Annotated in this window: 24 protein-coding genes and 1 tRNA gene; 14 read left to right on the top strand and 11 right to left on the bottom strand. The window is 70.0% G+C overall.

The features are described from left to right. Window positions 1-6 precede the first annotated feature (6 nt). Window positions 7-987 (bottom strand): SMI1/KNR4 family protein, encoded by a 981-nt coding sequence (locus J8M50_RS07075; protein WP_010354878.1) that lies wholly within the window; start codon window positions 985-987, stop codon window positions 7-9. Window positions 988-1,312: 325 nt separating this feature from the next. Here J8M50_RS07075 and J8M50_RS07070 point away from each other — a divergent pair, with 325 nt between their 5' ends. Together J8M50_RS07070 and J8M50_RS07065 are read left to right on the top strand one after the other, a co-directional pair. Then, entirely contained in the window at window positions 1,313-1,930 is a 618-nt protein-coding gene (locus tag J8M50_RS07070) for a YwqJ-related putative deaminase (RefSeq protein WP_010354879.1), read from the top strand. Window positions 1,931-2,142: 212 nt separating this feature from the next. Beyond that, entirely contained in the window at window positions 2,143-2,643 is a 501-nt protein-coding gene (locus J8M50_RS07065) for an SUKH-3 domain-containing protein (protein ID WP_010354880.1), read from the top strand. A gap of 39 nt (window positions 2,644-2,682) precedes the next feature. On the opposite strand, the gene J8M50_RS07060 is transcribed toward J8M50_RS07065, so the two are convergent. Further along, window positions 2,683-3,978 carry a sensor histidine kinase gene (locus J8M50_RS07060; RefSeq protein ID WP_010354881.1) on the bottom strand — a complete coding sequence of 432 codons (1,296 nt, stop codon included), beginning with the start codon at window positions 3,976-3,978 and terminating at the stop codon, window positions 2,683-2,685. Window positions 3,979-4,139: 161 nt separating this feature from the next. On the opposite strand from J8M50_RS07060, the gene J8M50_RS07055 reads away from it, so the two are divergent. The 6 genes from J8M50_RS07055 to J8M50_RS07030 all read left to right on the top strand — a co-directional run bounded on the left by J8M50_RS07055 (window position 4,140) and on the right by J8M50_RS07030 (window position 8,971). Continuing rightward, window positions 4,140-4,211 (top strand) — tRNA-Gln (locus J8M50_RS07055). 130 nt (window positions 4,212-4,341) lie between these two features. Beyond that, window positions 4,342-5,787, top strand: a complete 1,446-nt coding sequence (gene glmU, locus J8M50_RS07050) for a bifunctional UDP-N-acetylglucosamine diphosphorylase/glucosamine-1-phosphate N-acetyltransferase GlmU (RefSeq protein WP_010354883.1) — start codon at window positions 4,342-4,344, stop codon at window positions 5,785-5,787. Between the two features lie 130 nt (window positions 5,788-5,917). Beyond that, entirely contained in the window at window positions 5,918-6,898 is a 981-nt protein-coding gene (locus J8M50_RS07045; protein WP_010354884.1) for a ribose-phosphate diphosphokinase, read from the top strand. A gap of 218 nt (window positions 6,899-7,116) precedes the next feature. Continuing rightward, on the top strand, window positions 7,117-7,704 hold the full coding sequence (locus J8M50_RS07040; RefSeq protein ID WP_010354885.1) for a 50S ribosomal protein L25/general stress protein Ctc: 588 nt from the start codon (window positions 7,117-7,119) through the stop codon (window positions 7,702-7,704). Window positions 7,705-7,809: 105 nt separating this feature from the next. Next, window positions 7,810-8,409, top strand: a complete 600-nt coding sequence (pth, locus tag J8M50_RS07035; RefSeq protein WP_010354886.1) for an aminoacyl-tRNA hydrolase — start codon at window positions 7,810-7,812, stop codon at window positions 8,407-8,409. A gap of 49 nt (window positions 8,410-8,458) precedes the next feature. Further along, a complete protein-coding gene (locus tag J8M50_RS07030; RefSeq protein WP_029184016.1) occupies window positions 8,459-8,971 on the top strand; it encodes a hypothetical protein in 513 nt (170 codons plus the stop codon). A gap of 101 nt (window positions 8,972-9,072) precedes the next feature. On the opposite strand, the gene ppc is transcribed toward J8M50_RS07030, so the two are convergent. Beyond that, window positions 9,073-11,814 carry a phosphoenolpyruvate carboxylase gene (gene ppc, locus J8M50_RS07025; protein ID WP_010354888.1) on the bottom strand — a complete coding sequence of 914 codons (2,742 nt, stop codon included), beginning with the start codon at window positions 11,812-11,814 and terminating at the stop codon, window positions 9,073-9,075. A gap of 309 nt (window positions 11,815-12,123) precedes the next feature. Between ppc and J8M50_RS07020 the strand changes: the two genes are divergently transcribed. The 3 genes from J8M50_RS07020 to J8M50_RS07010 are packed head-to-tail and all read left to right on the top strand — an operon-like array spanning window position 12,124 to window position 14,215. Continuing rightward, window positions 12,124-13,143: an acyl-CoA desaturase gene (locus tag J8M50_RS07020; protein WP_010354889.1), complete on the top strand. Its 1,020-nt coding sequence runs from the start codon at window positions 12,124-12,126 to the stop codon at window positions 13,141-13,143. Continuing rightward, window positions 13,140-13,817 (top strand): TetR/AcrR family transcriptional regulator, encoded by a 678-nt coding sequence (locus J8M50_RS07015; protein ID WP_029184017.1) that lies wholly within the window; start codon window positions 13,140-13,142, stop codon window positions 13,815-13,817. The genes J8M50_RS07020 and J8M50_RS07015 overlap by 4 nt, the downstream gene beginning before the upstream one ends. Further along, window positions 13,814-14,215 (top strand): hypothetical protein, encoded by a 402-nt coding sequence (locus tag J8M50_RS07010; RefSeq protein ID WP_010354891.1) that lies wholly within the window; start codon window positions 13,814-13,816, stop codon window positions 14,213-14,215. The genes J8M50_RS07015 and J8M50_RS07010 overlap by 4 nt, the downstream gene beginning before the upstream one ends. A gap of 124 nt (window positions 14,216-14,339) precedes the next feature. Here the strand turns inward: J8M50_RS07010 and J8M50_RS07005 are convergent, their stop codons facing one another. Then, window positions 14,340-14,717, bottom strand: coding sequence for a VOC family protein (locus tag J8M50_RS07005; protein WP_010354892.1), 378 nt, complete (start codon window positions 14,715-14,717; stop codon window positions 14,340-14,342). Window positions 14,718-14,719: 2 nt separating this feature from the next. Continuing rightward, window positions 14,720-15,505, bottom strand: a complete 786-nt coding sequence (locus tag J8M50_RS07000) for a trans-aconitate 2-methyltransferase (protein ID WP_010354893.1) — start codon at window positions 15,503-15,505, stop codon at window positions 14,720-14,722. Window positions 15,506-15,593: 88 nt separating this feature from the next. On the opposite strand from J8M50_RS07000, the gene J8M50_RS06995 reads away from it, so the two are divergent. Then, window positions 15,594-16,091, top strand: coding sequence for a MarR family winged helix-turn-helix transcriptional regulator (locus J8M50_RS06995; protein WP_010354894.1), 498 nt, complete (start codon window positions 15,594-15,596; stop codon window positions 16,089-16,091). A 71-nt stretch (window positions 16,092-16,162) separates the two neighbouring features. Here the strand turns inward: J8M50_RS06995 and J8M50_RS06990 are convergent, their stop codons facing one another. The 3 genes from J8M50_RS06990 to J8M50_RS06980 all read right to left on the bottom strand — a co-directional run bounded on the left by J8M50_RS06990 (window position 16,163) and on the right by J8M50_RS06980 (window position 17,991). Further along, a complete protein-coding gene (locus tag J8M50_RS06990) occupies window positions 16,163-16,555 on the bottom strand; it encodes a peptidoglycan-binding domain-containing protein (protein ID WP_010354895.1) in 393 nt (130 codons plus the stop codon). A 44-nt stretch (window positions 16,556-16,599) separates the two neighbouring features. Beyond that, on the bottom strand, window positions 16,600-17,049 hold the full coding sequence (locus J8M50_RS06985; protein WP_010354896.1) for a DUF2690 domain-containing protein: 450 nt from the start codon (window positions 17,047-17,049) through the stop codon (window positions 16,600-16,602). Window positions 17,050-17,223: 174 nt separating this feature from the next. Then, the gene (locus J8M50_RS06980) at window positions 17,224-17,991 is read right to left on the bottom strand and encodes a LuxR C-terminal-related transcriptional regulator (RefSeq protein ID WP_010354897.1); all 768 of its coding nucleotides are present in this window, start codon (window positions 17,989-17,991) and stop codon (window positions 17,224-17,226) included. A gap of 260 nt (window positions 17,992-18,251) precedes the next feature. Between J8M50_RS06980 and J8M50_RS06975 the strand changes: the two genes are divergently transcribed. Together J8M50_RS06975 and J8M50_RS06970 are read left to right on the top strand one after the other, a co-directional pair. Continuing rightward, a complete protein-coding gene (locus tag J8M50_RS06975) occupies window positions 18,252-18,707 on the top strand; it encodes a GNAT family N-acetyltransferase (RefSeq protein ID WP_075661549.1) in 456 nt (151 codons plus the stop codon). Window positions 18,708-18,743: 36 nt separating this feature from the next. Next, window positions 18,744-19,412: a DedA family protein gene (locus J8M50_RS06970; protein ID WP_010354899.1), complete on the top strand. Its 669-nt coding sequence runs from the start codon at window positions 18,744-18,746 to the stop codon at window positions 19,410-19,412. Window positions 19,413-19,574: 162 nt separating this feature from the next. Here the strand turns inward: J8M50_RS06970 and galK are convergent, their stop codons facing one another. Genes galK through galT form a run of 3 tightly spaced genes read right to left on the bottom strand, consistent with a single transcriptional unit; the run spans window position 19,575 to window position 22,748 of the window. Beyond that, a complete protein-coding gene (gene galK / locus J8M50_RS06965) occupies window positions 19,575-20,723 on the bottom strand; it encodes a galactokinase (protein ID WP_010354901.1) in 1,149 nt (382 codons plus the stop codon). A 1-nt stretch (window position 20,724) separates the two neighbouring features. Beyond that, complete coding sequence (galE, locus tag J8M50_RS06960) at window positions 20,725-21,690, bottom strand: UDP-glucose 4-epimerase GalE (RefSeq protein WP_010354902.1); 966 nt, start codon at window positions 21,688-21,690, stop codon at window positions 20,725-20,727. Continuing rightward, on the bottom strand, window positions 21,687-22,748 hold the full coding sequence (gene galT, locus J8M50_RS06955; protein ID WP_010354903.1) for a galactose-1-phosphate uridylyltransferase: 1,062 nt from the start codon (window positions 22,746-22,748) through the stop codon (window positions 21,687-21,689). The genes galE and galT overlap by 4 nt, the downstream gene beginning before the upstream one ends. Between the last annotated feature and the right edge of the window lies 1 nt (window position 22,749).

Genomic DNA, 22,749 nt, shown 5'->3' with positions numbered 1-22,749 from the left:
TGCGGATCACTCCCCAGCAACCGGAACGACGCGGGCGAAGCCGCCGTCCACCATCAGGTTGGCCACCGTCTCCAACTCCGGTGGATCACCGGCGAGTCGGGACAGGAACGCGTCGAAGTCGTCGCCGCAGGGCACCAGGAGGCGTTCGACGCGCTCGGCCGGCGGCCACGTGGGATCGGCGTCGCGGACATCGTCGTACGCGCAGAACCAGACCGAACCGAGGCGCTCGCCCTTCACCTTGACGGCGACGAGGCCGCCCTGGACGAAGCCGACGCCCAGGTAGTCCTTGGTGAGGTGGTCGCGCAGGCACTTGTTGACGTACACGAGGTCGTTGACGGCGGCCTCGTCGCGGACCGTGAAGAACGGCTGGTCCACGAGGAGCCCCAACTCGGCGTCGAGCGCGGCCCCGACGGGTGCGCAGCCGCCCGCGGCCTTCAGGAAGGAGCGGTACGCGCCGGGCAGCCGGTAGCCGAGGTCTTCCTCAACTCCCTGCACCTGCGCCTCCGTTACCGCCACACCCGACTTCGGCAGCCGGAAGTGGGCGGGCCGGATCTCCTGGAGCGGCCGGGTGCCCCGTTTCGCGTGGTCGACGCGGGCCGTCGAGATACCGCCGTGATGGCGCAGCAGCGCCTTGACGTCCACGGGTATCAGTTCGAGGCGGCGCGTCCCGGCGACGTGGTGCCAGGTCCAGCCGTGCGGGGTCGCGACCTGCGAGACCGTGTCCCACAGCTCGTGCCCGGCGGCGGACTGCGCGGCGTTCGCCGACACGTAGTCCGTGAGGCGTAGTTCGTCGACGCCGAACCCCTCCGGGGGGTCCGCGATCTCCGCCACCGCCCGCGCGTACGGCGAGAAGTCGGGGTAGCCGCGCTCGTCGACCCGTACACCTCTGGGGTGACGGCCCGCCCGGACCGGGTCCGGAAAGTGCACGACCTGCCCGGCGTATGCCGCGTTCGGCGGCGCGGTCTGCCCGAGCCGACCTGTCGTCATGGCGGTTGCCCCCTGCGGCGCTCTGTACGGGACCCGCCGGCGGTTCCGCTTTCCGGCACCGCTGCGACACTCCCCGTATCCGACTGTCTCCACCGCTTCCCGGCACACGTCCGTCGCGCACCCACGGTGCCGACAGCCTATGCGGTACGGCCGGACGGGTCACCGGCCCTCCACTTCGTCCCCCCTGAGTACGGTGACCTGCCGTCACCCTCTGGTGACAGCCCGACCCGTCCCTGGCGTGTCGCCACGCCCCAGCTTCCGCACAGGCCACGCCATTTGGCACCCTGTGTCCTCCGGGGGGATGCCCGGGGAGGGAAAGACGATCATGAACGCGACGCAGACAGGGCCGCACGGCACGGACCGCAACGCAGGCGACACCGTTCACGGAACGTCACCCGGCGTCCACAGAACACCCCACACGTCACCGGTCCCACCACACAGAGAAGGCGACCAGCCACACGGAAACAACGGAGGCGGCGACCCCCGCATCGGCTGGTCCGCCGACGCCCCCCACACCCCCGCCCTCCGCCACCGCCGCGACGGCATACTGCCCACCGTCGCCGCCGCGCTCTCCGTCCGGGGCGCCACCCTCACCGGCACCGCCGCCCGCGGCGACCAGCCGCCCCCGCTGCACCACCTCGTGCAGGACTTCTTCGACACGCTCCCCAGCGACCGCCGCGACCGCTTCACCGGCCGCTGCGCCGAGGCGCTCCTCATCTCCCGGCACATCAGCGCCGCCGACGAGGCCCGCAGCCGCCGCGCGGCCCGCAAGCCGATGACCAACGGCGAGGCCCGCAAAGCGCTCAAGCAGGCCAAGCTCACCACCCGCCACATCCGCGAGGACGGCGACCCCCTGCACGGCACGTTCGCACCCCCGTGCCGCGCCTGCACCGCCCTCACGGCCCACTTCGGCATCCGGATCGTCGAGACGTCCGAGGACTAGACGCGTACGGGAGGGGGACGGGGGCAGCCGTAAGAGACGCGGGGACGGGAACCGCGTACGGCACCGGCGCGGGAGCCGCGTACGACGGGGTGACGGGAGCCCCGTACGACGCCGGTCCCCGCGACCCCCACAGAACCATCCACCCCCAAAACGCGTCAACAACACCGAAAGCCCCACGCACCACCGTCCCGACCTCGACGAACGAACGGCAGATGCACCACACCGACCGCACCTCCACCACCCGCTTCCCCGTACCCGTGGACGCCGCGCTCCGAGCCGCCGGCTGGGTACCCGGGCGCTGGGACATCAAACAAGCCGAGTTCTGGGCGGACACCCTCCGCGACCACGTCTCCCCGGCGGGCCACCGGCACGCGGTCTTCCCCGCGGCGGTGGAGGCCTGGGCGGAATTCGGCAGCCTCCGCATCATCCCCACGGGCCCGGGCCGCCAGATCGCCCCCGCGACCTTCCACGTGGACCCCCTGCACGGCCTCCACCAGCCCAGAACCCTCGCGGACCTGGGCCGAGCCCTGGCCACGGACCTCTCCCCCCTGGGCGCCGACCCGGAGACCCAGACGCTCCTGGCCATCGACACCGCAGGCGGCATCTACGCCCTGGACCACACGGGCGACTGGTACCTGGCCCCCACGATCGACCAGGCCCTGTCCACCCTGATATCGGGCACGACCCCGACCCGCCTGACGACAGCGACCTGAACACCGGCGGGGCGCGTCACCCACCCGGCCCCACCCCCCTCAGCTCCCCGCCGGAATCACCGCAGACACCCGGAAACCCCCCGCCTCCGTAGGCCCGGAGACGAACACCCCACCCAGCGCCACCACCCGCTCCTTCATGCCGACCAGCCCGTTCCCCCCGGAAGGCAGCCGCGCCGAGGACGCCGCCTCCGGCGGGGGCCCGTTCTCGACCTGCATCGCGATCTCCTCGTCGCGATGCGCGAGACGGACGTACGTCTTCGCGCCCGCCGCGTGCTTGTGGACGTTGGTCAGCGCCTCCTGGACCACGCGGAACGCGGTCTGTTCGATGACGGCGAGGTACGACCGCGTCTCCCCCTCGACGGACAGGTCCACGACCATCCCCGCGGCGGCGGACTGCCCGACCAGTTCCTCGACGTCCGCGAGACAGGGCCCCTCCCCCTCCGCGACGGCCCGCGACGCGGCGGCAGCGGCGGCGACCCCGACGGCCGCCAGCGGCAACTCCCCGCTCGATGCCACCGTCCCGCTCCGCAGCACCCCCAGCATCTCCCGCAGCTCGGTCAACGCCTGCCGCCCCATGTCCCCCACAAGTGCCGCGTTGCGTACGGCCTTCTCGGGATCCTTGCGGGCGACGGCCTGCAACGCGGCGGCATGGACGACCATCAGGCTCACCCGGTGCGCGACCACGTCGTGCATCTCGCGGGCGATCCGCGTCCGCTCCTCCCCCCGGGCCCACTCGGCCCGCTCCTCGGCCCGCTCGGCGAGCAGCTGAAGCTCCCGCTCCAGGCTGTCGGCCCGCTCGCGGAGGGACTCCATGAGCCGCCGCCGGGCCCCGACGTACAGCCCGAGGAGGACGGACGGCGCGGTCACCCCGAGGGCGGTCCCGATGGAGGCGAAGAGCACGAACCAGTTCCCGGCCAGGACGTCCCCGGGCGACAGCCCCTGCTTCAGCCGGACGAACGTGACGACGAACATCCCGACGAACGACATCCCCGCGAGGGACCCGATGATCCGCCGGGGCAGCTCGGTCGCGGCGAGGGTGTACAGCCCGACGGTCCCGAGCAGGAACCCCATCTGCGCCGGCGTGATGGCGATGGAGACGAGCACGACGGCGATGGGCCACTTCCGCCGTACGACGAGGACGCTCCCGGCGACCACCCCGAACAGCATCCCCGCCCACACGGGAATCCCGGCGTCACGGGCGAACGGCCACCCCTCCGCCGCGCACTCGACGACCGACAGGGCCGCGATCCCCAGATCCAGCGCGGCGCTGCGCCACCGCCCCCACCACCACGGCCCGGCCCGCCCCGCAACCGCCTCTTCCCCCGTCCTGGTCATACGTCCACCCTACGGGCGCCCCTGCCCCGTTTTCCGGAAACTTATCCCGACAGGGCCCCGCCCCACGGCACTTGTACCGTCGCACGGAGGCGGTTCGGTACGGCATAGTAGGAAGCGCCACTCGGCCAACCCGGCCCTTTGTCCGGTTCGGCCGTAAATATTCCCCTGTGGTGTAATTGGCAGCACCGTGGCTTTTGGTGCCATTTGTCCGGGTTCGAGTCCTGGCGGGGGAGCAAGAAAAGAGCAAGAGAACAGAGACGGGCCCTGGCTGATATCTCAGCCAGGGCCCACTCTCATGTCCCCCCGGAAACGCCCCGGTATCCTTCGGGTGTCCCCACCCACACACAGCCGAAGGGCAACCCCGTGAGCGCCATCCGCCCGGCAGCCGTCGTCGTTCTCGCAGCGGGTGAGGGCACCCGTATGAAGTCGGCCACACCGAAGGTCCTGCACGAGTTGTGCGGCCGGACCCTGGTGGGCCATGTGCTCGCCGCGGCGAGGGAGTTGGACCCGGAGAACCTCGTCGCCGTGGTCGGCCACGCGCGCGAGCAGGTGACGGCGCACCTCGCGGAGACCGACGGCGCCGTCCGCACGGCCGTCCAGGAGCAGCAGAACGGCACGGGTCACGCCGTACGCATGGCGCTGGAGGAGCTCGGCGGGACCGTCGGCGGCACGGTGATCGTCGTCTGCGGTGACACCCCCCTGCTGACCGGTACGACGCTGACGGCGCTCGCCGCCACCCACCACACCGACGGCAACGCGGTGACGGTGCTCACGGCGGAGGTGCCGGACGCGACCGGGTACGGGCGGATCGTGCGGGACGCGGACGGCGCCGTGACGGCGATCGTCGAGCACAAGGACGCCAGCGGCGAGCAGCGGGCGATCCGGGAGATCAACTCCGGGGTGTTCGCGTTCGACGGGAACCTCCTCACGGACGCCCTGAAGAAGGTCCGTACGGACAACAGCCAGGGCGAGGAGTACCTGACGGACGTCCTCGGCATCCTGCGCGAGGCCGGTCACCGCGTCGGCGCCTCGGTGGCGGGCGACCACCGCGAGATCGCCGGCATCAACAACCGCGTCCAGCTCGCGCAGGCCCGCCGCATCCTGAACGACCGCCTCCTCACGCAGGCCATGCTGGACGGCGTCACGGTCATCGACCCGGCGACGACCTGGGTCGACGTGACGGTGACGTTCGGTCAGGACGCCGTCGTCCACCCGGGCACCCAGCTCCAGGGGACGACGCACATCGGCGCGGGCGCGGAGGTCGGCCCGGGCACCCGGCTGACCGACACCCGGGTCGGCGCGGGGGCCCGCGTCGACAACACCGTCGCCCTCTCCTCGACGATCGGCGAGAACGCGAGCGTCGGCCCGTACGCGTACCTGCGCCCCGGCACCCGGCTGGGCGCGAAGGGCAAGATCGGTACGTACGTCGAGACGAAGAACGCGTCGATCGGCGAGGGGACGAAGGTCCCGCATCTGTCGTACGTCGGTGACGCGACGATCGGTGATTTCAGCAACATCGGCGCCGCGAGCGTGTTCGTGAACTACGACGGTGAGAGCAAGCACCACACGACGGTGGGCTCGCACTGCAAGACGGGTTCGGACAACATGTTTGTGGCACCCGTCACGGTCGGGGACGGCGCTTACACCGCCGCCGGGTCCGTGATCACGAAGGACGTACCGCCCGGTTCGCTGGCCGTGGCCCGTGGCCAGCAGCGGAATATCGAGGGCTGGGTGGCCCGCAAGCGTCCGGGAAGCGCCGCGGCGAAGGCGGCCGAGGCGGCGTCCCGGCAAGGCGAAGGCGAAAGCTGACCGAAAACGGCTGCGCCGAACAGGGCGTACCGTGATAAGTGCACACCCGCACCCACCAGCTGAGACGCTTCCCCACGCCCAGTTGTGAAACGGCGTCGCGCGGCTGAGACACCTCTGAGGAGACAGTGCTGTGACCGGGAACAAGACGACCGGCGAGAAGAAGATGATGTTCTTCTCCGGCCGCGCCCACCCCGAGCTTGCCGAGGAGGTCGCCCACCAGCTGGGGGTCGGGGTCGTTCCGACGAAGGCCTTCGACTTCGCGAACGGTGAGATCTACGTCCGCTACGAGGAGTCCGCGCGCGGCGCCGACTGCTTCGTGATCCAGAGCCACACGGCTCCGATCAACCAGTGGATCATGGAACAGCTGATCATGATCGACGCGCTGAAGCGGGCCTCGGCCCGGTCGATCACCGTGATCGTGCCGTTCTACGGCTATGCCCGCCAGGACAAGAAGCACCGTGGCCGTGAGCCGATCTCGGCCCGCCTGATCGCGGACCTGATGAAGACGGCCGGCGCGGACCGGATCCTGACGGTCGATCTGCACACCGACCAGATCCAGGGCTTCTTCGACGGCCCCGTCGACCACCTCTTCGCGCTGCCGCTCCTCGCGGACTACGTGGGCGCGAAGGTCGACCGGAACAAGCTGACGGTCGTCTCGCCGGACGCGGGGCGCGTGCGCGTCGCCGACCGGTGGTGCGACCGGCTCGGGGCGCCGCTGGCGATCGTCCACAAGCGGCGGGACAAGGACGTCGCGAACCAGGTCACCGTCCACGAGGTCGTGGGTGAGGTCAAGGGCCGGGTCTGTGTCCTCGTCGACGACATGATCGACACGGGTGGCACGATCTGCGCCGCCGCGGACGCGCTGTTCGCGCACGGTGCGGAGGACGTCATCGTGACGGCGACGCACGGTGTGCTGTCCGGGCCCGCCGCCGACCGGCTCAAGAACTCCCGGGTGAGCGAGTTCGTGTTCACGAACACGCTGCCGACGCCGGGGGAGCTGGCCGTCGACCTCGACAAGATGACGGTGCTCTCGATCGCGCCGACCATCGCGAGCGCGGTGCGTGAGGTGTTCGAGGACGGTTCGGTGACGAGCCTCTTCGACGAGCAGTGAGGTTTCTGCAACCGGTTGTGAGCGGTTGCTGATCGTTTTGGGGATGGCCTCCCTTGCCGAGTAGACTGCGAAAGTTGCTCGGCGAGGGAGGCCGTGCCTTTTGAAGGGGTTCCTTTAAAAGGGCATGGTGGTCCGTTATCGACGCGCTCTTCGTAGCAGGCCGTTGTACATGGCCGGGTGACCCGACCGTCTACTACCTGTACGAGGAGTTGATCCCCATGTCCGAGGTCAAGCTTGCCGCGGAGTCCCGCAACAGCTTCGGCAAGGGTGCCGCGCGCACCATCCGCCGTGAGAACAAGGTTCCGGTCGTTCTCTACGGCCACGGCACCGAGCCGAAGCACCTCACCCTCCCGGGCCACGAGCTGCTGCTCGCGCTCCGTACGCCGAACGTCCTGATCTCCCTGGACATCGACGGCGGCAAGGGCAACGAGCTGGCCATCCCGAAGGCCGTCCAGCGCCACGCCATCAAGGGCTTCCTCGTCCACGTCGACCTGCTCCTCGTCAAGCGCGGCGAGAAGGTCAACGTCGAGATCCCCGTGCACACCGAGGGTGAGCTGGCCTCCGGCGGCAACCTGCTGGAGCACGTCCTCAACGCGCTGCCCGTCGAGGCCGAGGCGACCCACATCCCCGAGTCCGTCACGGTCTCCATCGAGGGCCTCACGGCCGGCGACGCGATCCTCGCGAAGGACATCGCGCTGCCCACCGGCACGATCCTGTCCGTCGACGGCGACACCGTCGTCCTCCAGGTCCTCGCCGCGCAGGCGGAAGAGGCCGCGGCGGGCTCGGACGAGGCCGCGGAGGCCTGAGCCTTCACCGGCTGAGCGGGGGCGCGAGCCTTCGCCGGTTAAGCTCCAGCCGCCGTTCCCTTCTAGGGGGCGGCGGCTTCGGCATGTATCAAGGAGACTTCCCTCATGACCACCCCCTCCTCCACCGACCCCTGGCTGATCGTCGGCCTCGGCAACCCCGGTCCCGAGTACGCGATGAACCGCCACAACATCGGGTTCATGGTGGCCGATCTGCTGGCCGAGCGGATGGGGGGCCGCTTCAAGCGGGCGGGCAAGGCGCAGGCGCAGGTCCTCGAAGGCCGCCTCGGCGCACCCGGCCCCGCGAGCCGCCGGGCGGTGCTGGCCAAGCCGATGTCGTTCATGAACCTCTCCGGCGGCCCGGTGAACGCCCTGCGCGACTTCTACAAGGTCCCCCTGTCGAACATCGTCGCCATCCACGACGAACTGGACATCGACTACGGCACGCTGCGCCTGAAACTCGGCGGCGGCGACAACGGCCACAACGGCCTCAAGTCGATGACGAAGTCCATGGGCCCCGACTACCACCGCATCCGCTGCGGAATCGGCCGCCCCCCGGGCCGCATGCAGGTGGCCGACTTCGTCCTCAAGGACTTCTCTTCCACGGAACGCAAAGAACTGGACTGGTTCGTGGACCGCGCGGCGGACGCGGTGGAGGCGCTGGTGACGGAGGGGCTGGAGAGGGCGCAGCAGTCGTACAACTCCTGAGCCACCCCGTCTGACCAGCCAACGTTGACGGACCGCGTCGGCATGGCCAATGATCCCCGCCATGCCAGCCTCCCGTCGTCGCCGGGCGGCCAAGTCTCGTCGTTCGTCCGCCGCTCTGCGGGTCGGGCGGGTTGTGTCGATGGGGATGGTCGCTCTTCTGATCCTGATCGCGGGTGTCTGGGCGTCCTGGGGGACGGCACAGCACGTGATGCTGCCGGGGGGACGGGAGAAGGGGACCGTCGTGGTGACGGGGTGCGGGGAGGAGGCGTGTACGGGTCCGTTCACGCCGGTGTCCACGGGGGCGACCGCGCGCAAGACGATGACCATCCCCGAGCCCATCGCGGTGGAGGTCGGCCAGACGTACTCCGTCGTCGTGAAGCCGGACTCCGACGAGGCGGTCCGCTCGGGCCCCGCCGGGATCCTGTACGCCTGGGTGCCGTTCGGGGGCGCCCTCCTGCTCGCGTCGATCATCGTCGCCGGCGGCCTGCGCAAGGCACGGCTCGCGTGGGTGATGGCGGGGTCGGGGGTCGCGCTGGTGACGGCGGCTTTCCTCGCGGTGTGAGCTTTCAACTCGTACGAGGATGAGGGCCCCCGAACCGCACCGCGCCCAACCACGCCAAAGGGCGCCCCAGTTGCCCGAGGCGCCCCTCAACTCACCGCGTATCAGCCGGTGTTGCGCAACCCCGCCGCCACGCCGTTCACCGTGAGCAGCAGTGCCCGCGACAGCACCGGATCCGCCTTCTCCCCCGCCGCAGCCGCGTCCCGCTGGCGCTTCAGGAGCGTCACCTGGAGGTACGAGATCGGGTCGAGGTAGGCGTCCCGGATGGAGAACGTCTGCCTCAACACGGGCTGTGCGTCGAGGAGTTCACTCTCGCCGGTGATCTTCAGAACCTCGGCGACCGTCAGCGCGTGCTCGGCCTTGATGCGGTCGAAGACGTGCTTCAGCTCGTCCGGCACGAGTGTGTCGACGTAGTGCGCGGCGATGCGCAGGTCCGTCTTGGCGAGGGTCATCTCGACGTTGGAGATGAAGTTGCGGAAGAAGTGCCACTGTCCGTGCATCTCGTCGAGGACAGAATCGAGCCCCGCCTCGCGCAGCGCCTTGAGCCCGGAGCCGACCCCGTACCACCCGGGGACGATCTGCCGGGACTGGGTCCAGCCGAAGACCCAGGGGATGGCGCGCAGTCCGTCGAGCGAGACGCCCGAGCCGGGGCGGCGGGAGGGCCGCGAGCCCAGGTGCAGGTCGGCGAGCTGGTCGACCGGCGTCGAGGCGAGGAAGTACGTCGGCAGGTCGGGGTCCTCGACGAGCTCGCGGTAGGAGGCGTGCGCGGCGTCGGAGACGACGTCCATGGCCGCGTCCCACCGCGCCAGCGCCTCGTCGGACTGCCGGGGGGCCGTGTGCAGCGCGGAGGCCTGAAGCGTCGCGGCGACCGTCAGCTCCAGGTTCTCCCGGGCCAGCGAGGGGATCAGGTACTTGTCCGAGATCACCTCACCCTGCTCGGTGACCTTGATCTCCCCCTCCAGGGTCCCCCAGGGCTGCGCGAGGATCGCGTCGTGGGAGGGACCGCCACCCCGCCCGACGGTGCCACCACGCCCGTGGAAGAGCCGGAGCCGTACCCCGTACCTGTGGGCTACATCGCGCAGCCGGCGCTGGGCCCGGTGGATCTCCCACTGAGACGTCGTAATACCCCCGAACTTCGAGGAGTCGGAGTACCCCAGCATGACCTCCTGCACATCCCCCCGGAGAGCTACGAGCCGCCGGTACGACGGGTCGGACAGCATCTCCTCAAGGATGGTGTCGGCGGCCTTCAGCTCGTCGGTGGTCTCCAGCAGCGGCACGATGCCGATCTTGGCCCACCCGGCGTGCAGGTCGATGAGTCCCGCCTCGCGCGCGAGGACAGCGGCGGCGAAGACGTCGTCCGCCCCCTGGCACATCGAGATGATGTACGACTCGATGACCTCGGGCCCGAACACCTCCAGCGCCCGCTTGACCGTGAGGAAGACCCCGAGCGTCTTCTCCCCGGCCGCGTCGACGGGAGCCGGCATCCCGGCCAGCGGCCTCCGCGAGCGCAGCTCCTTCGCGAGGAGCTTCGTCCGGTACTCGCGCGGCATGTCGGTGTAGCGCCACGACTCCTCGCCGAGCCGGTCGAAGAGCTGGCCGAGTGCGTGGTGGTGGGCGTCGGCGTGCTCGCGGACGTCCATGGTGGCGAGCTGGAGACCGAACGCGGCCAGCGTGCGGATCGTCCGGTTCATGCGGCCGTCGGCGAAGAGCCCGCCCCGGTGCTGGCGCAGGGACTCCTGGATCAGCGTCAGGTCGGCGAGCAGCTCGCTCGTACCGAGGTAGTCCCGGCCCTCGGCGTGCGGGATGCCCTTGGCGAGGCGGGTCTTGGTGTTCTCCAGCTTCTGCCGGATGCAGGTGGCCTTGAGCCGGTAGGGCTCCTCGGCGTTGAGCCGCTTGTAGCGGGGGCTGATCTCGGGGAGCCGTTCGAGGTCGAGCGCGAGGGAGTCCAGTAGCTCCTGGGTAGCACCGGTGTAGCGGATCGAGTTGGACAGGAACCCGCGCAGTTCGTCGATGGTCTCCAGCGCGTCGTTGATGCCGTGCTCGTGCTGGAGGATGAGGACGTCCCAGGTCACCTGGGGGGTGACGTTCGGGTTGCCGTCGCGGTCGCCGCCGATCCAGGTACCGAAAGTAAGGGGTCGGGTCTCCTCCGGAAGTACTACACCCACCCGCTCCAGCTCGGCGGTCAGGTCCTCCAGGACATCGCCGACCGCGTTCGCGTGCAGCTCGTCCAGGTAGTAGATCGCGTTGCGGGCTTCATCGGCCGGCTCGGGGCGTACCACCCGCAGTTCATCGGTCTGCCACACGAGGTCGATGTTCTCGGCGAGACGGGTGTCGTAGCGGCGCCGGTCGGACTCGATGACCGGGGTCTCCAGGAGGGCCGCGATGCGCCGGAGCTTGTTCAGGACCGAACGGCGGGCCGCCTCGGTGGGGTGCGCCGTGAAGACGGGCCGGACGTTCAGGTTCCGTACGCTCTCGCGGACGTGGTCCGGGTCGGCGTCCTTGAGGCGGTCGGCCGTCCGCGCGAGCAGTCCGCCCTCGGCGGCACGGCGGGCGCGCAGCTCACGGCCCCGGTGCACCTGCTCGGTGACGTTCGCCAGGTGGAAGTACGTGGAGAAGGCGCGCACCAGCTTGGCGGCGGTCTCCAGTTCGATGCCGCGCAGCAGCTCGGCGGCGGCTTCGCCGTCCTCCCGGGTGAGGCGGCGGACCTTCTCGACGAGGTCGAGGAGTTCGGGACCTTCCTGCCGTACGAGGGTCTCGCCCAGGAGGTCGCCCAGCCTGCGGATGTCGGCGCGCAGCTCGGCGGAGGTGGTCTCCTGGGCAACAGTCTGGTCGTCGGCACTGCTCACAGGTGCGGCTCCTTGCAGTGGTGAAGCTCATCTGGCATCTGGAGGAAACCCGAGGTCAGGCGGGTACGCGGCTGACTTTCGCATACAGGCCGGACATCAGGGAAGAAAACAGAGCGGACCGCGCTGTCCGACCGAGTCCAAGGATAGGTGTCCAGCGGCACGCGCAGTCTGTCGGGCTCTTGCCGCACCGGACCTCGCTGCCATACTTACGACGCCGTAGGTTACGGAACCGTAGGAAACCGTCCTCGGCCAGGGCCGACAGAGCCCTGGGTACCTGATCCGCACCCTCGACCCCACAGGGGACGCCCCATGGCCACAAGCTCCGATGTGATCGACGACGCCCCGGAGGCGACGCCCGGCGCACCACTGCCGTCAGGGCAGTCGGCGACGCTGGGCGGGGAACAGAAGCGTTCGCTCGAACAGATCACGCTCCTCCTCTTCATCGTCGTCCCGTTCCTGGCGATCCTCGCGGCCGTGCCGCTGGTGTGGGGCTGGGGGGTGAGCTGGCTCGACCTCGGCCTGATGGTCTTCATGTACTTCCTCGGCTGTCACGGCATCACGATCGGCTTCCACCGGTACTTCACGCACGGCTCGTTCAAGGCGAAGCGCCCGCTGCGGATCGCGCTCGCGATCGCCGGGTCCATGGCGGTCGAGGGGCCGCTGGTGCGCTGGGTCGCCGACCACCGTAAGCACCACAAGTTCTCCGACGCCGAGGGCGACCCCCACTCGCCGTGGCGCTTCGGGGAGACGATCCCCGCGCTGCTCAAGGGGTTGTGGTGGGCGCACATCGCGTGGATGTTCGACGAGGAGCAGACGCCGCAGGAGAAGTACGCGCCCGACCTGATCAAGGACACGGCGATCCGGACGATCTCCCGTACGTTCATCGTGTGGGCGTTCATCTCGCTGGCGATCCCGCCGCTGGTCGGGGGCCTGGTGACGATGTCCTGGTGGGGTGCGTTCACCGCGTTCTTCTGGGGTTCACTGATCCGCGTCGGTCTGCTGCACCACGTGACCTGGTCCATCAACTCCATCTGCCACGCCGTCGGCAAGCGCCCCTTCAAGTCCCGTGACCGCTCCGGGAACGTGTGGTGGCTGGCCGTCCTGTCCTGCGGCGAGTCCTGGCACAACCTGCACCACGCCGACCCGACGTCCGCGCGGCACGGTGTCGAGCGCGGGCAGATCGACTCCTCGGCCCGTCTGATCCGCTGGTTCGAGGCGTTCGGGTGGGCGTACGACGTGCGCTGGCCGTCACGCTCCCGTATCGATTCCCGCCGCAACACCGACGATGACCGTTCCCGGCGCCGGAAGGCGAGCGCCGAAGCGGCATGATGGACGCCGTGGCCATCGATCCCAGCAGCACCGCGAGCAACGAGAAGCCCCGGCGCGCCCGCCGGACCCGGATGACCGGGGCGGAGCGCCGGCAGCAGCTCCTGGAGATCGGCCGCACCCTCTTCGCGGCGAAGGGTTTCGAGGCGACGTCGGTGGAGGAGATCGCGGCGAAGGCCGGGGTCTCCAAGCCGGTCGTGTACGAGCACTTCGGGGGCAAGGAGGGTTTGTACGCGGTCGTCGTCGACCGTGAGATGCGGCGGCTGCTGGACATGGTCACGAGTTCCCTCACCGCCGGGCACCCCCGCGAACTCTGCGAGCAGGCCGCGTTCGCCCTGCTCGACTACATCGAGGAGTACACGGACGGCTTCCGCATCCTCGTCCGCGACTCCCCCATCCCTCAGTCCACCGGCTCCTTCGCCTCCCTGATCTCCGACATCGCGACGCAGGTGGAGGACATCCTGGGCCGCGAGTTCAAGAGCCGCGGCTTCGACCCCAAACTGGCCCCTCTCTACGCCCAGGCCCTGGTAGGCATGGTCGCGCTGACGGGCCAGTGGTGGCTGGACGTCCGCCGCCCGAAGAAGGCGGAGGTCGCCGCACATCTGGTGAACATCGCCTGGCACGGGTTGGACGGCATGGAGGCGAAGCCGCACCTGATAGGGCGCCGGAAGTCGTGACCCTGCTCCGCACCCACCCCGTCTTCTCCTGGTCCCTGATCGTCCTGGGCGCACTGGCCACCCTCGCCTCCGGCACGGCGGCCGTCGCCCACCTGGGTCTGCTCCACGCCCAGGTCATGCACATCACCGGCTGCGGCTACCTCCCCAACCTGCCGGGAAACGGCCGCAGCACGACCGAGGCCCACTATTCCTGCGAGGGCACAGTCCCGGGCGCTTTCGTCCACGTCTCGTTCCCGTCCTTCCCCGACACGTCCGCGCTGGTCGCGCAGGAACCGTGGGGTAAATGGGTCCCGGTGACCCACGCGTTCTCGTCCCGCCTGGGCTGGACCCTGGCGACCCTGCTGCCGGCGGGGTTCGTGGCGCTGTGCCTGCGGGGGCGGCGCCGACGGAACGGCTGAGGTTCGCCTGAGGCAAGCTGATCGTCGATCCCCGACCGACCGGGTCGTACGCCTATGGCTCGCCCAACCTCCGCCGACTACCGGGTCCTGTACGTGATCGACGACGAACTGATCCGCATCCTCGTCACCCACCTGGGCCGCACACCGTAGCGGTCGGCATCGCCGCCAGGAACTCCAGCCGGTTCCCCACCGGGTCCGACGTGTAGAACCGGACCTGGCCGGGGAGTCCGTCGTCCCAGGTGACGTCCCCGAAGCGGGTCGCGTACGCCTCGATGTTCGTCACCCGCAGCCCCGGGTGCGCCTTCCTCGCCGGGTGGAAGTTCTTCTCGATGCCGATGTGGATCTGGACCGGCCCCGACTGGAACCAACAGCCGCCGCGCGCTGCCAGGGCCGGGGGTTTCGGGATCTCCGTCATGCCGAGGGTCTCCGTGTAGAACGCCCGCAGCAGGGGTTCGCTGCCCGGTGGTGCCGCCAGTTGGACGTGGTCGATCGACGTCAGCATGCCTACGCCCCCTTCGTCGCCACCGCGAACAAACGGCGGAACGGCAGGACCGTGCCGTACGGCTGTGCCGGGTACGCCTGGCGGAGCAGGTCCCGGTACTCGGTCACGAACGCGTCCCTCGCCTCGGGGTCGTCCGCGAGGGTGTCCAGGGCGGGGCGGAGGCCGGTGCCCTTGACCCAGTCGAGGACCGGGTCGGGGCCGGGGAGGACGTGGAGGTACGTGGTCTGCCAGATGTCCGCCGTGCCGCCCAGGCGGGCGAGGTAGACCTCCGGCGCGTGGACGGAGCTTTCCGGGCGCAGGACGTCCGCCAGGCGGGGCTTCCAGCGGGGCGTGTTCGCCAGGTCCCGCATCAGCGCGTGGAGCGGCGCGTCGATGTTGTCCGGGACCTGGAACGCGAGGGTGCCGCCGGGGGTGAGCGCGTCGAGCCAGGCGGGGAGGGCGTCGAGGTGGCCGGGGACCCAGTGGAGCGCCGCGTTGGAGAGGAGGAGGTCGTACGGCTCTGAAGGGGCCCACGTCGTCAGGTCCGCGTGGGCGAAGTCGAGGTCCGGGGTCGCGTACGCCGCCGCGTCGGCCAGCATCTGCGGGGAGTTGTCGTAGCCCGTGACGTGGGCCGTGGGCCAGCGTTCCGTGAGGAGGCGGGTCATGTTGCCGGGGCCGCAGCCGAGGTCGGCGATGCGCGGGCGGGGCGCGGGGAGGCCGGGGATCCTCGCGAGGAGGTCCGCGAAGGGGCGGGCGCGGTGGTCCGCGTGGCGCAGGTACTGGGCGGGGTCCCAGGAGGGGCTGGTCATGGTTCCACGATGCCTTCAAGTTTCTCTCGACGTCAAGAGACTTGACATCAAGAGACTTCACATCGACACAACCACTACACTGATCGCCATGGAGGACGAGGTCGATCGGCTGGTCGCGGCGTGGCGTCGGGAACGCCCCGACCTCGACGTGGAGCCACTCGAAGTGCTGAGCCGGGTCAGCAGACTGGCCCGCCACCTGGACCGCGCACGCCGACTGGCGTTCTCCGAGCACCAGTTGGAGCCCTGGGAGTTCGACGTCCTCACGGCGCTGCGCCGCGCGGGCGCCCCGTACCAGCTCTCCCCCGGCCAGCTCCTCACGCAGACCCTGGTCACCTCGGGCACGATGACCAACCGCATCGACCGCCTGACCCAGAAGGGCCTGGTGGAACGCCTCCCCGACCCCACGGACCGCAGGGGCGTCCTGGTCCGCCTCACCACAGAGGGCCGCGACCGGGCGGACCAGGCGCTGGCGGGGCTGCTGGCGCAGGAGAGGGCGATCCTGGCGGAGCTGTCGGCGGGCCAGCGGGGCGAACTGGCGGCGCTGCTGCGGCAGTTGACGGCCCCCTTCGACAACATCCCCGGCTGAGACCGGCTCGTCGAGGACATACGAAAGCTCCCGACCCCGGTGGCGCCGGAGCCGGGAGCTTTTCCATGCCCTTACACCTCGTAGTGCCCGGTGGCCCAGTTCAGGCAGCTGAAGGTGTTGTGCCCGACGATGCCGTCGACGCCACCGGCGCAGTGGAACTCGCCCTGGAACTTCCGGACGTATTTCAGGGTGTTCTGACCGAAGTAGCCGTCCGTCGCGAGGCCGGCGTTGTACGCCTCGTTCAGCTCCTGCTGGAGGATCTCGACGCAGGCGTCATGGTTGCCGGGGGCGTAGGAGAGGTTGTGGTCGGGGACCCAGTAGCCGCGCGGAGCGACGTCCGAGTTGTAGTACTGGATCATGTAACAGTTGCCGCTGGCCGAGGCGTTCGTGGCGGTGGCCACGGTGCCGAGGCCCGCGAGCATGACCACGCTGGCGGCGGCGCCGGCGATCTTCTTGAGGTTCATCGCTGTAGTCCTTGTGCTGGGGAGGTCGACGGGCGGGCTCGGGCTCAGTAGCGGCCGGTTTCCACTTCGTCCGAGTTGTAGCCGTTGGACGCCGAGGCGGAGCCATGGGCGTAGGACTCGACGCCCGCGTCGTTCAGCATCGGGGTGTAGCAGGTGTACTGCCCCATGGAGGAGTTCCAGGAGAGGCTGTCGCAGCGGTACCAGTCCCAGTTCGAGGTGCGCGTGACGGTCGCGGTCCCGTACGGCCCGGTCGAGCGCACGCGCGCCCAGGCCGTGCGGCACGAGGTGCTGTAGCGCAGCTCGATCGTGCCGACCTGGGTGCTGCCCACGTAGATGGCGTTCGATCTGGCCGTGATCGCGCTGTTCGCGCAGCCGCTGGAGATGGGGTCCTGGCCGTCGTAGGCGGCGGCGTCGGCGCTGCCCGAGAGTCCGACGGTGAGGGCGATCGCGGCGGACGCGACGGCGAGCGACTTACGGGCGACGGAGATATTCATGAAAGGGCCACCTTATGGGCGGTTGGGGCGATTTGACGCGCCATCATAAGATCGCACCGGTGGTTTTCATGATCCATTTAAAAGGGGCGGATCCGGACGACATGGCCGGATCCGCCTGTGATGTGCACCACCCAACGGCACACCGGGAAAACGGAGTTGAAGGGTCCGGGAACGCTAGGCCAACTGCCCGCCCCGCTCGACCACGTCACTGGCGAGGTCCACCGGACCGACCCCCGCCCGCCGTGCCAGCGCCACCGCTGCCAGCGTCGAGTGCACCCCCAGCTTGCCCAGCACGTTCTGCATGTGCGTGCGGACCGTGTGCGGCGACAGGAACAGCCGCTCGGCCACCGCCTTGCGGCCCAGCCCCGCCACCATGCAGCGCAGCACCTCGCGCTCGCGGGGCGTCAGCGACTCCACCAGCCGCTCGCTCTCCGTCCGGTGCTTGCGCGCGGCCGTCAACTCCCGCAGTACGCCGGTCAGTAGCGCCGGCGGCAGATGCGTCTCGTCCCGCAGCACCCCCCGGATGACGGTCAGCAGCCGGGACAGGGAGCAGTCCTTGGCGACCCACCCCGAGGCCCCCGCCTGCAACGCCAGCGCGGCCCGCCGGGGGTCGTCCTTCTCGGCGAGCACGACGACCCGTACGTACGCCTGCGTCGACCGCACCCCGGAGAGGAGCGAGATCCCGTCCACATGCCCGTTCTCGCCGACCTCGTGGACCGGGACCGCGGGCCTCAGCCCGGGCGCGACGGCGCCCAGATCGGCGTCCACGAGCAGGACGTCGAACCGGCGCCCCTCCGCGGCGGCCCGCTCCAGACTCCGCAGCGCCGCGGGGCCGCTCCCGGCGGCGGACACCTCGACGTCCGGCTCAGCCGCCAGCGCCGCTGCCAGCGACTCCGCGAAGATCCGGTGATCGTCGACGACCAGAACTCGGATACGAACCACGAAACCCCCTTCCCCGATGCTCCTCGACGGAGCAGGGGATACCCCAGAAAAGGCCGGAGAACGACGGCTGCGGGTACGACGCCCGTGGCGCGGGTGCCGCACGGCCGCCGCCGTGCGCGTACTGCTACCCCCGCCGCGAGCGCCGTACCCGACTGTCTCGCCCCCTGAACGGCACCGGCCCCCCGCCGGTGCTGTTCACAGAGTAGGGCCGGGAGCACGGAGCGGAAGCGGTTTCGCAGAACTGGTCGGCCAGGGCGTTTATGGTGTGCCGCATGTTCGGCTTTGAGACAGAAGTGGACAACACTCGACGCGCGCTGCTCCGTACGAGGCTCCGCGCGGCGAACCTCTCCGCGTCCCCGGAGCTACAGTCCCTCCACCTCACCCCGGATGCCCGGGAGTCCCCGTTACACATCTGGGCGACGACCCCCGAGAACCCCCTGTGCGGCGGCCTGGTCGGCCACACGTGGGCGTCCTGGCTCCACGTCACGTACCTCTGGGTCGACCCCGACTTCCGGGGCACCGGCCTCGGCACCGCCCTCCTCACCCGGGCGGAACGCATCGCCCACGAGGACCGCGCCTGCACGGCGGTACGCCTGGAGACGTGGGACTTCCAGGCGCCGGGCTTCTATCGCAAGCAGGGGTACGAGGAGGTCTGCGCGATCCCGGACTATCCGCCGGGGGTCACGGAGTTCACGTTCACGAAGCGGCTGGGGTGAAACACACCACCGGCGACTTTGCATTACCTTTACCCTATGACCACCGCGCACCTCGCCGCCCAGCCCAAAGAACCCTCGGACGGGATCACGGGGTGGGTCACCGGGCTCATCGAGACGATCGGGGGCCCCGGGGCGGGGCTGGCGATCGCGCTGGAGAACCTCTTTCCGCCGATCCCCAGCGAGGTGATCCTCCCGCTCACAGGGTTCGCGGCGGGGCAGGGCGTGCTGAGTCTGCCGTCCGCGCTGTTCTGGACGACGCTCGGGGCGACCGTGGGGGCCGTCGTCCTGTACTGGATCGGGATGCTGGTCGGGCGGGAGCGGGTGCACGCGATCTGGGCGAAGCTGCCGCTGGTCAAGCCGTCGGACCTGGTCCGCACGGAGGAGTGGTTCGCGCGGCACGGCACGAAGGCGATCTTCCTCGGCCGCATGCTCCCCGTCTTCCGGAGCCTGATCTCCGTCCCGGCCGGCGTGGAACGCATGCGCCTGCCCACGTTCGTCGCGCTCACGGCTCTCGGCAGTCTGATGTGGAACTCGGTTCTGATCATGGCGGGTTACTGGCTGGGCGACCAGTGGGAACTGGTCGAGGCCTACGTCGGCGTCCTGTCGAAGGTGGTCCTCGGACTGGCGCTGGTGGGGGTGGCACTGTTCGTGACGGTACGAATCCGCAGCCGGGGCCCCAAGGCGCGGCATCGCCGTACGACGTGACCTCGCGGCGCGGTAGTTCCGTGGGCGGATCGCGGCCCGACAGGACCCGGCATCGTCCGTATCGCCCTGGTGACCCCGGCGCTGTTCTCGTAACCGAAGAAGTGGTCCCCGCAGGCGGGAAACCCCTGCTGGGACCACTTCTCGTCCAGCCCTGCCCCGAGGTCAGACCAGCCGCCGAGCCCCCGGCGCCGGAACCGCCTCGAAGACGCGCGGTGCGGTGAACCCGGCCGCAGCGAACGCCTCTTCGACCGCCTTCGTGATCCCGGGAACGTCCGCCTCCTCGGCCAGCACGATCGCCGAGCCGCCGAAACCGCCGCCGGTCATGCGGGAGCCCAACGCCCCGGCCGCCAGGGAGGAGTCCACGACCAGGTCCAACTCCGGGCAGGAGATCCGGAAGTCGTCCCGCAGCGACGCGTGCCCCGCCACGAGAACCGGCCCGATCTCGCGCGCGTCCGCACCGGACGTCATGAGCGCGACCACCTGCTCCACCCGCTCGTCCTCGGTGACCACGTGCTTCACCAGACGCCGGATCTCCTCGTCCTCGATCCGCGCCAGCGCCGAGTCCAACTCGGCGTAGGGGACGTCCCGCAGAGCCGTGACGCCCAGCAGCGCCGCACCCTCTTCGCAGCCCGCCCGGCGCTTGCCGTACTCGCCCTCGCTGTGGGCGTGCTTGACCTGCGTGTCGACGACCAGCAGGCGCAGGCCCTCGGACGCGAGGTCGAAGGGGATCTGCTTCTGGGAGAGGTCGCGGGTGTCGAGGAAGAGCGCGTGGCCCTCCTCGCAGCAGGCGGACGCGGTCTGGTCCATGATGCCGGTCGGGGCACCGACGTAGACGTTCTCCGCGCGCTGGCACAGGCGGGCCAACTGCCAGCGCTGGAGGCCGAGTTCGTAGAGGTCGTTCAGGGCGAGCGCGACGACGACCTCAAGGGCCGCCGAGGAGGACAGGCCCGCGCCCGACGGGACCGTCGACGTCAGGTGGATGTCCGCGCCCCGGACCGCGTGGCCCGCTTCACGCAGCGCCCAGACCACACCCGCCGGGTACGCGGTCCAGCCGGAGTCGGTGCCGGGCTCCAGCGTCGAGAGCTCGACGACACCGCCGTCCACGTCGGCGGAGTGGAAGCGCAGGAGGTCGTCCTCGCGCCGCGACACCGCCGCGATCGCCGTGTGCGGCAGAGCGAACGGCATCACGAAGCCGTCGTTGTAGTCCGTGTGCTCGCCGATGAGGTTGACGCGGCCGGGCGCCGCCCAGACGCCTTCCGGGGCGGCGCCGTACAACTCCTCGAAGCCGTCCCGGACTTGCTGTGCGGACAACTCAGCTCTCCTTCGAAATCTGCTGTGCGAATTCCCACGCGTCGGCGACGATACCGGCGAGGTCCGAGCGGGACGGCTGCCAGCCCAGCTTCTCGCGGGCGGTGGCCGCCGAGGCGACGAGGACGGCGGGGTCGCCGCCGCGCCGGGGGGCCACGACCTCGGGGACCGGGTGGCCGGTGACCTTGCGGACGGTGTCGATGACCTGCCGTACGGAGAAGCCTTCGCCGTTGCCGAGGTTGCAGATCAGGTGCTCGCCCGCCTCGGCGGCCTTCAGCGCGAGGAGGTGCGCGTCGGCCAGGTCCGCGACGTGGATGTAGTCCCGGATGCAGGTGCCGTCCGGCGTCGGGTAGTCGTCGCCGTACACCGAGATCGCCTCGCGGCGGCCCTGGGCGACCTGGAGGACCAGGGGGATGAGGTGCGACTCGGGGTCGTGCCGCTCGCCCTGTGCGCCGTACGCGCCCGCGACGTTGAAGTAGCGCAGGGAGACCGCGCCGAGGCCGTGGGCGTTGGCCTCGCTGGTGATCATGTAGTCGACCGCGAGCTTGGTGGCGCCGTAGGGGTTGGTCGGCTTGGTGACGGCGGTCTCCGGGATCGGGACCACGTCCGGCTCGCCGTACGTGGCGGCCGTCGACGAGAAGACGAGTTTGCGTACGCCCGCCTCGCGCATCGCGCCCAGCAGCGCCATCGTGCCGCCGACGTTGTTCTCCCAGTACTTCTCAGGTCGTACGACCGACTCCCCTACCTGAGAGCTGGCGGCGAAGTGGAGGACGGCCTCGTACGAGGCGTCGAGCCACTTGCCCGCGTCGCGGATGTCGCCCTCGATGAAGGCCGCGCCCGCCGGGACGCCCTCGCGGAAGCCGGTGGAGAGGTTGTCGAGGACCGTCACCTCGTGGCCGGCCTCAAGGAGGTGCTGGGCCACCACGCCGCCGACGTAACCCGCACCGCCCGTGACCAGGTACTTGCTCATGAACTCGCTACCTCTCGCAGTCGCTCGGCCGCGCGCTCCGGAGAGATGTCGTTGATGAACGCACCCATGCCCGACTCGGAGCCCGCGAGGAACTTCAGCTTGCCGGACGTACGGCGGATCGTGAAAAGCTCCAGGTGCAGCGCGAAGTCGTCGCGGCTGACCCCGTCGAACTCCTCCAGCTGGCCGAACGGCGCCTGGTGCCAGGCGGCGATGTACGGCGTCACCGGCTGATCCTCGCCGAAGATCCGGTCGAAGCGCCTCAAGAGTTCCAGATACACCTTGGGAAACTCTGTGCGCGCGTCCTCGTCCAGTCCGAGCAGGTCCGGGACCCTACGACGGGGGTAGAGGTGTACCTCGTACGGCCAGTGCGCGGCGTACGGGACGAACGCGACCCAGTGTTCACTCTCCAGGACTACGCGGTCGTCCGCGAGTTCCCGCTCCAGCACGGCGTCGAAGAGGTTCTCGCCACCGGTCGCGTCCTTGTGCGCGGCGACCTGGCGCAGCATGAGGGCGGTGCGGGGCGTGGTGAAGGGGTAGGCGTAGATCTGCCCGTGGGGGTGGCCGAGAGTCACCCCGATCTCCTCGCCGCGGTTCTCGAAGGCGAAGACCTGCTGGACGGAAGGAAGATGCGACAGCTCCGACGTCCGGTCGGTCCACGCCTCCAGGACCAGGCGCGCCTGGTCCTCGGTGAGGTCGGCGAAGGACGAGTCGTGGTCGGACGTGAAGCAGACCACCTCGCAGCGGCCCGAGTCACCGGCCAGCGAGGGGAAGCGGTTCTCGAAGACGACGACGTCGTACGACGAGTCCGGGATCTCGCTCAGGTTGTCGCCCTGAGTCGGGCACAGCGGGCACTGGTCGACCGGCGGGTGGTACGTCCGCCCCTGCCGGTGCGAGGCGATGGCGACCTGGTCGCCGAGCAGGGGGTCCCTGCGTACCTCCGAAGTGGTGACGGTGCGGTCCAGCGGACGGCGGTCCACCGCGTCGCGCACCGTGTCGTCCCGCAGGTCGTAGTAGATCAGCTCACGACCGTCGGCCAGCCGGGTCGAGGTCTTCTTCACC

This window comes from Streptomyces acidiscabies, assembly GCF_020010905.1.
GTDB classification, from domain to species: domain Bacteria; phylum Actinomycetota; class Actinomycetes; order Streptomycetales; family Streptomycetaceae; genus Streptomyces; species Streptomyces acidiscabies.
Note: the sequence above shows the minus strand (reverse complement) of the source record. Positions and strands in the feature narration are given on the sequence as shown.

Excerpts from the sequence above, each read along its gene's own strand:
- J8M50_RS07040 (WP_010354885.1), top strand. The coding sequence starts at position 7,117 with ATGTCCGAGGTCAAGCTTGCCGCGGAGTCCCGCAACAGCTTCGGCAAG.
- J8M50_RS07060 (WP_010354881.1), bottom strand. The coding sequence starts at position 3,978 with ATGACCAGGACGGGGGAAGAGGCGGTTGCGGGGCGGGCCGGGCCGTGG.
- J8M50_RS07000 (WP_010354893.1), bottom strand. The coding sequence starts at position 15,505 with ATGACCAGCCCCTCCTGGGACCCCGCCCAGTACCTGCGCCACGCGGAC.
- J8M50_RS06995 (WP_010354894.1), top strand. The coding sequence starts at position 15,594 with ATGGAGGACGAGGTCGATCGGCTGGTCGCGGCGTGGCGTCGGGAACGC.
- J8M50_RS07070 (WP_010354879.1), top strand. The coding sequence starts at position 1,313 with ATGAACGCGACGCAGACAGGGCCGCACGGCACGGACCGCAACGCAGGC.
- J8M50_RS07015 (WP_029184017.1), top strand. The coding sequence starts at position 13,140 with ATGATGGACGCCGTGGCCATCGATCCCAGCAGCACCGCGAGCAACGAG.
- J8M50_RS06990 (WP_010354895.1), bottom strand. The coding sequence starts at position 16,555 with ATGAACCTCAAGAAGATCGCCGGCGCCGCCGCCAGCGTGGTCATGCTC.
- J8M50_RS06975 (WP_075661549.1), top strand. The coding sequence starts at position 18,252 with ATGGTGTGCCGCATGTTCGGCTTTGAGACAGAAGTGGACAACACTCGA.
- J8M50_RS07075 (WP_010354878.1), bottom strand. The coding sequence starts at position 987 with ATGACGACAGGTCGGCTCGGGCAGACCGCGCCGCCGAACGCGGCATAC.
- galE (WP_010354902.1), bottom strand. The coding sequence starts at position 21,690 with ATGAGCAAGTACCTGGTCACGGGCGGTGCGGGTTACGTCGGCGGCGTG.
- J8M50_RS07030 (WP_029184016.1), top strand. The coding sequence starts at position 8,459 with ATGATCCCCGCCATGCCAGCCTCCCGTCGTCGCCGGGCGGCCAAGTCT.
- pth (WP_010354886.1), top strand. The coding sequence starts at position 7,810 with ATGACCACCCCCTCCTCCACCGACCCCTGGCTGATCGTCGGCCTCGGC.
- J8M50_RS06985 (WP_010354896.1), bottom strand. The coding sequence starts at position 17,049 with ATGAATATCTCCGTCGCCCGTAAGTCGCTCGCCGTCGCGTCCGCCGCG.
- J8M50_RS06970 (WP_010354899.1), top strand. The coding sequence starts at position 18,744 with ATGACCACCGCGCACCTCGCCGCCCAGCCCAAAGAACCCTCGGACGGG.
- J8M50_RS07065 (WP_010354880.1), top strand. The coding sequence starts at position 2,143 with ATGCACCACACCGACCGCACCTCCACCACCCGCTTCCCCGTACCCGTG.
- J8M50_RS07020 (WP_010354889.1), top strand. The coding sequence starts at position 12,124 with ATGGCCACAAGCTCCGATGTGATCGACGACGCCCCGGAGGCGACGCCC.
- J8M50_RS07005 (WP_010354892.1), bottom strand. The coding sequence starts at position 14,717 with ATGCTGACGTCGATCGACCACGTCCAACTGGCGGCACCACCGGGCAGC.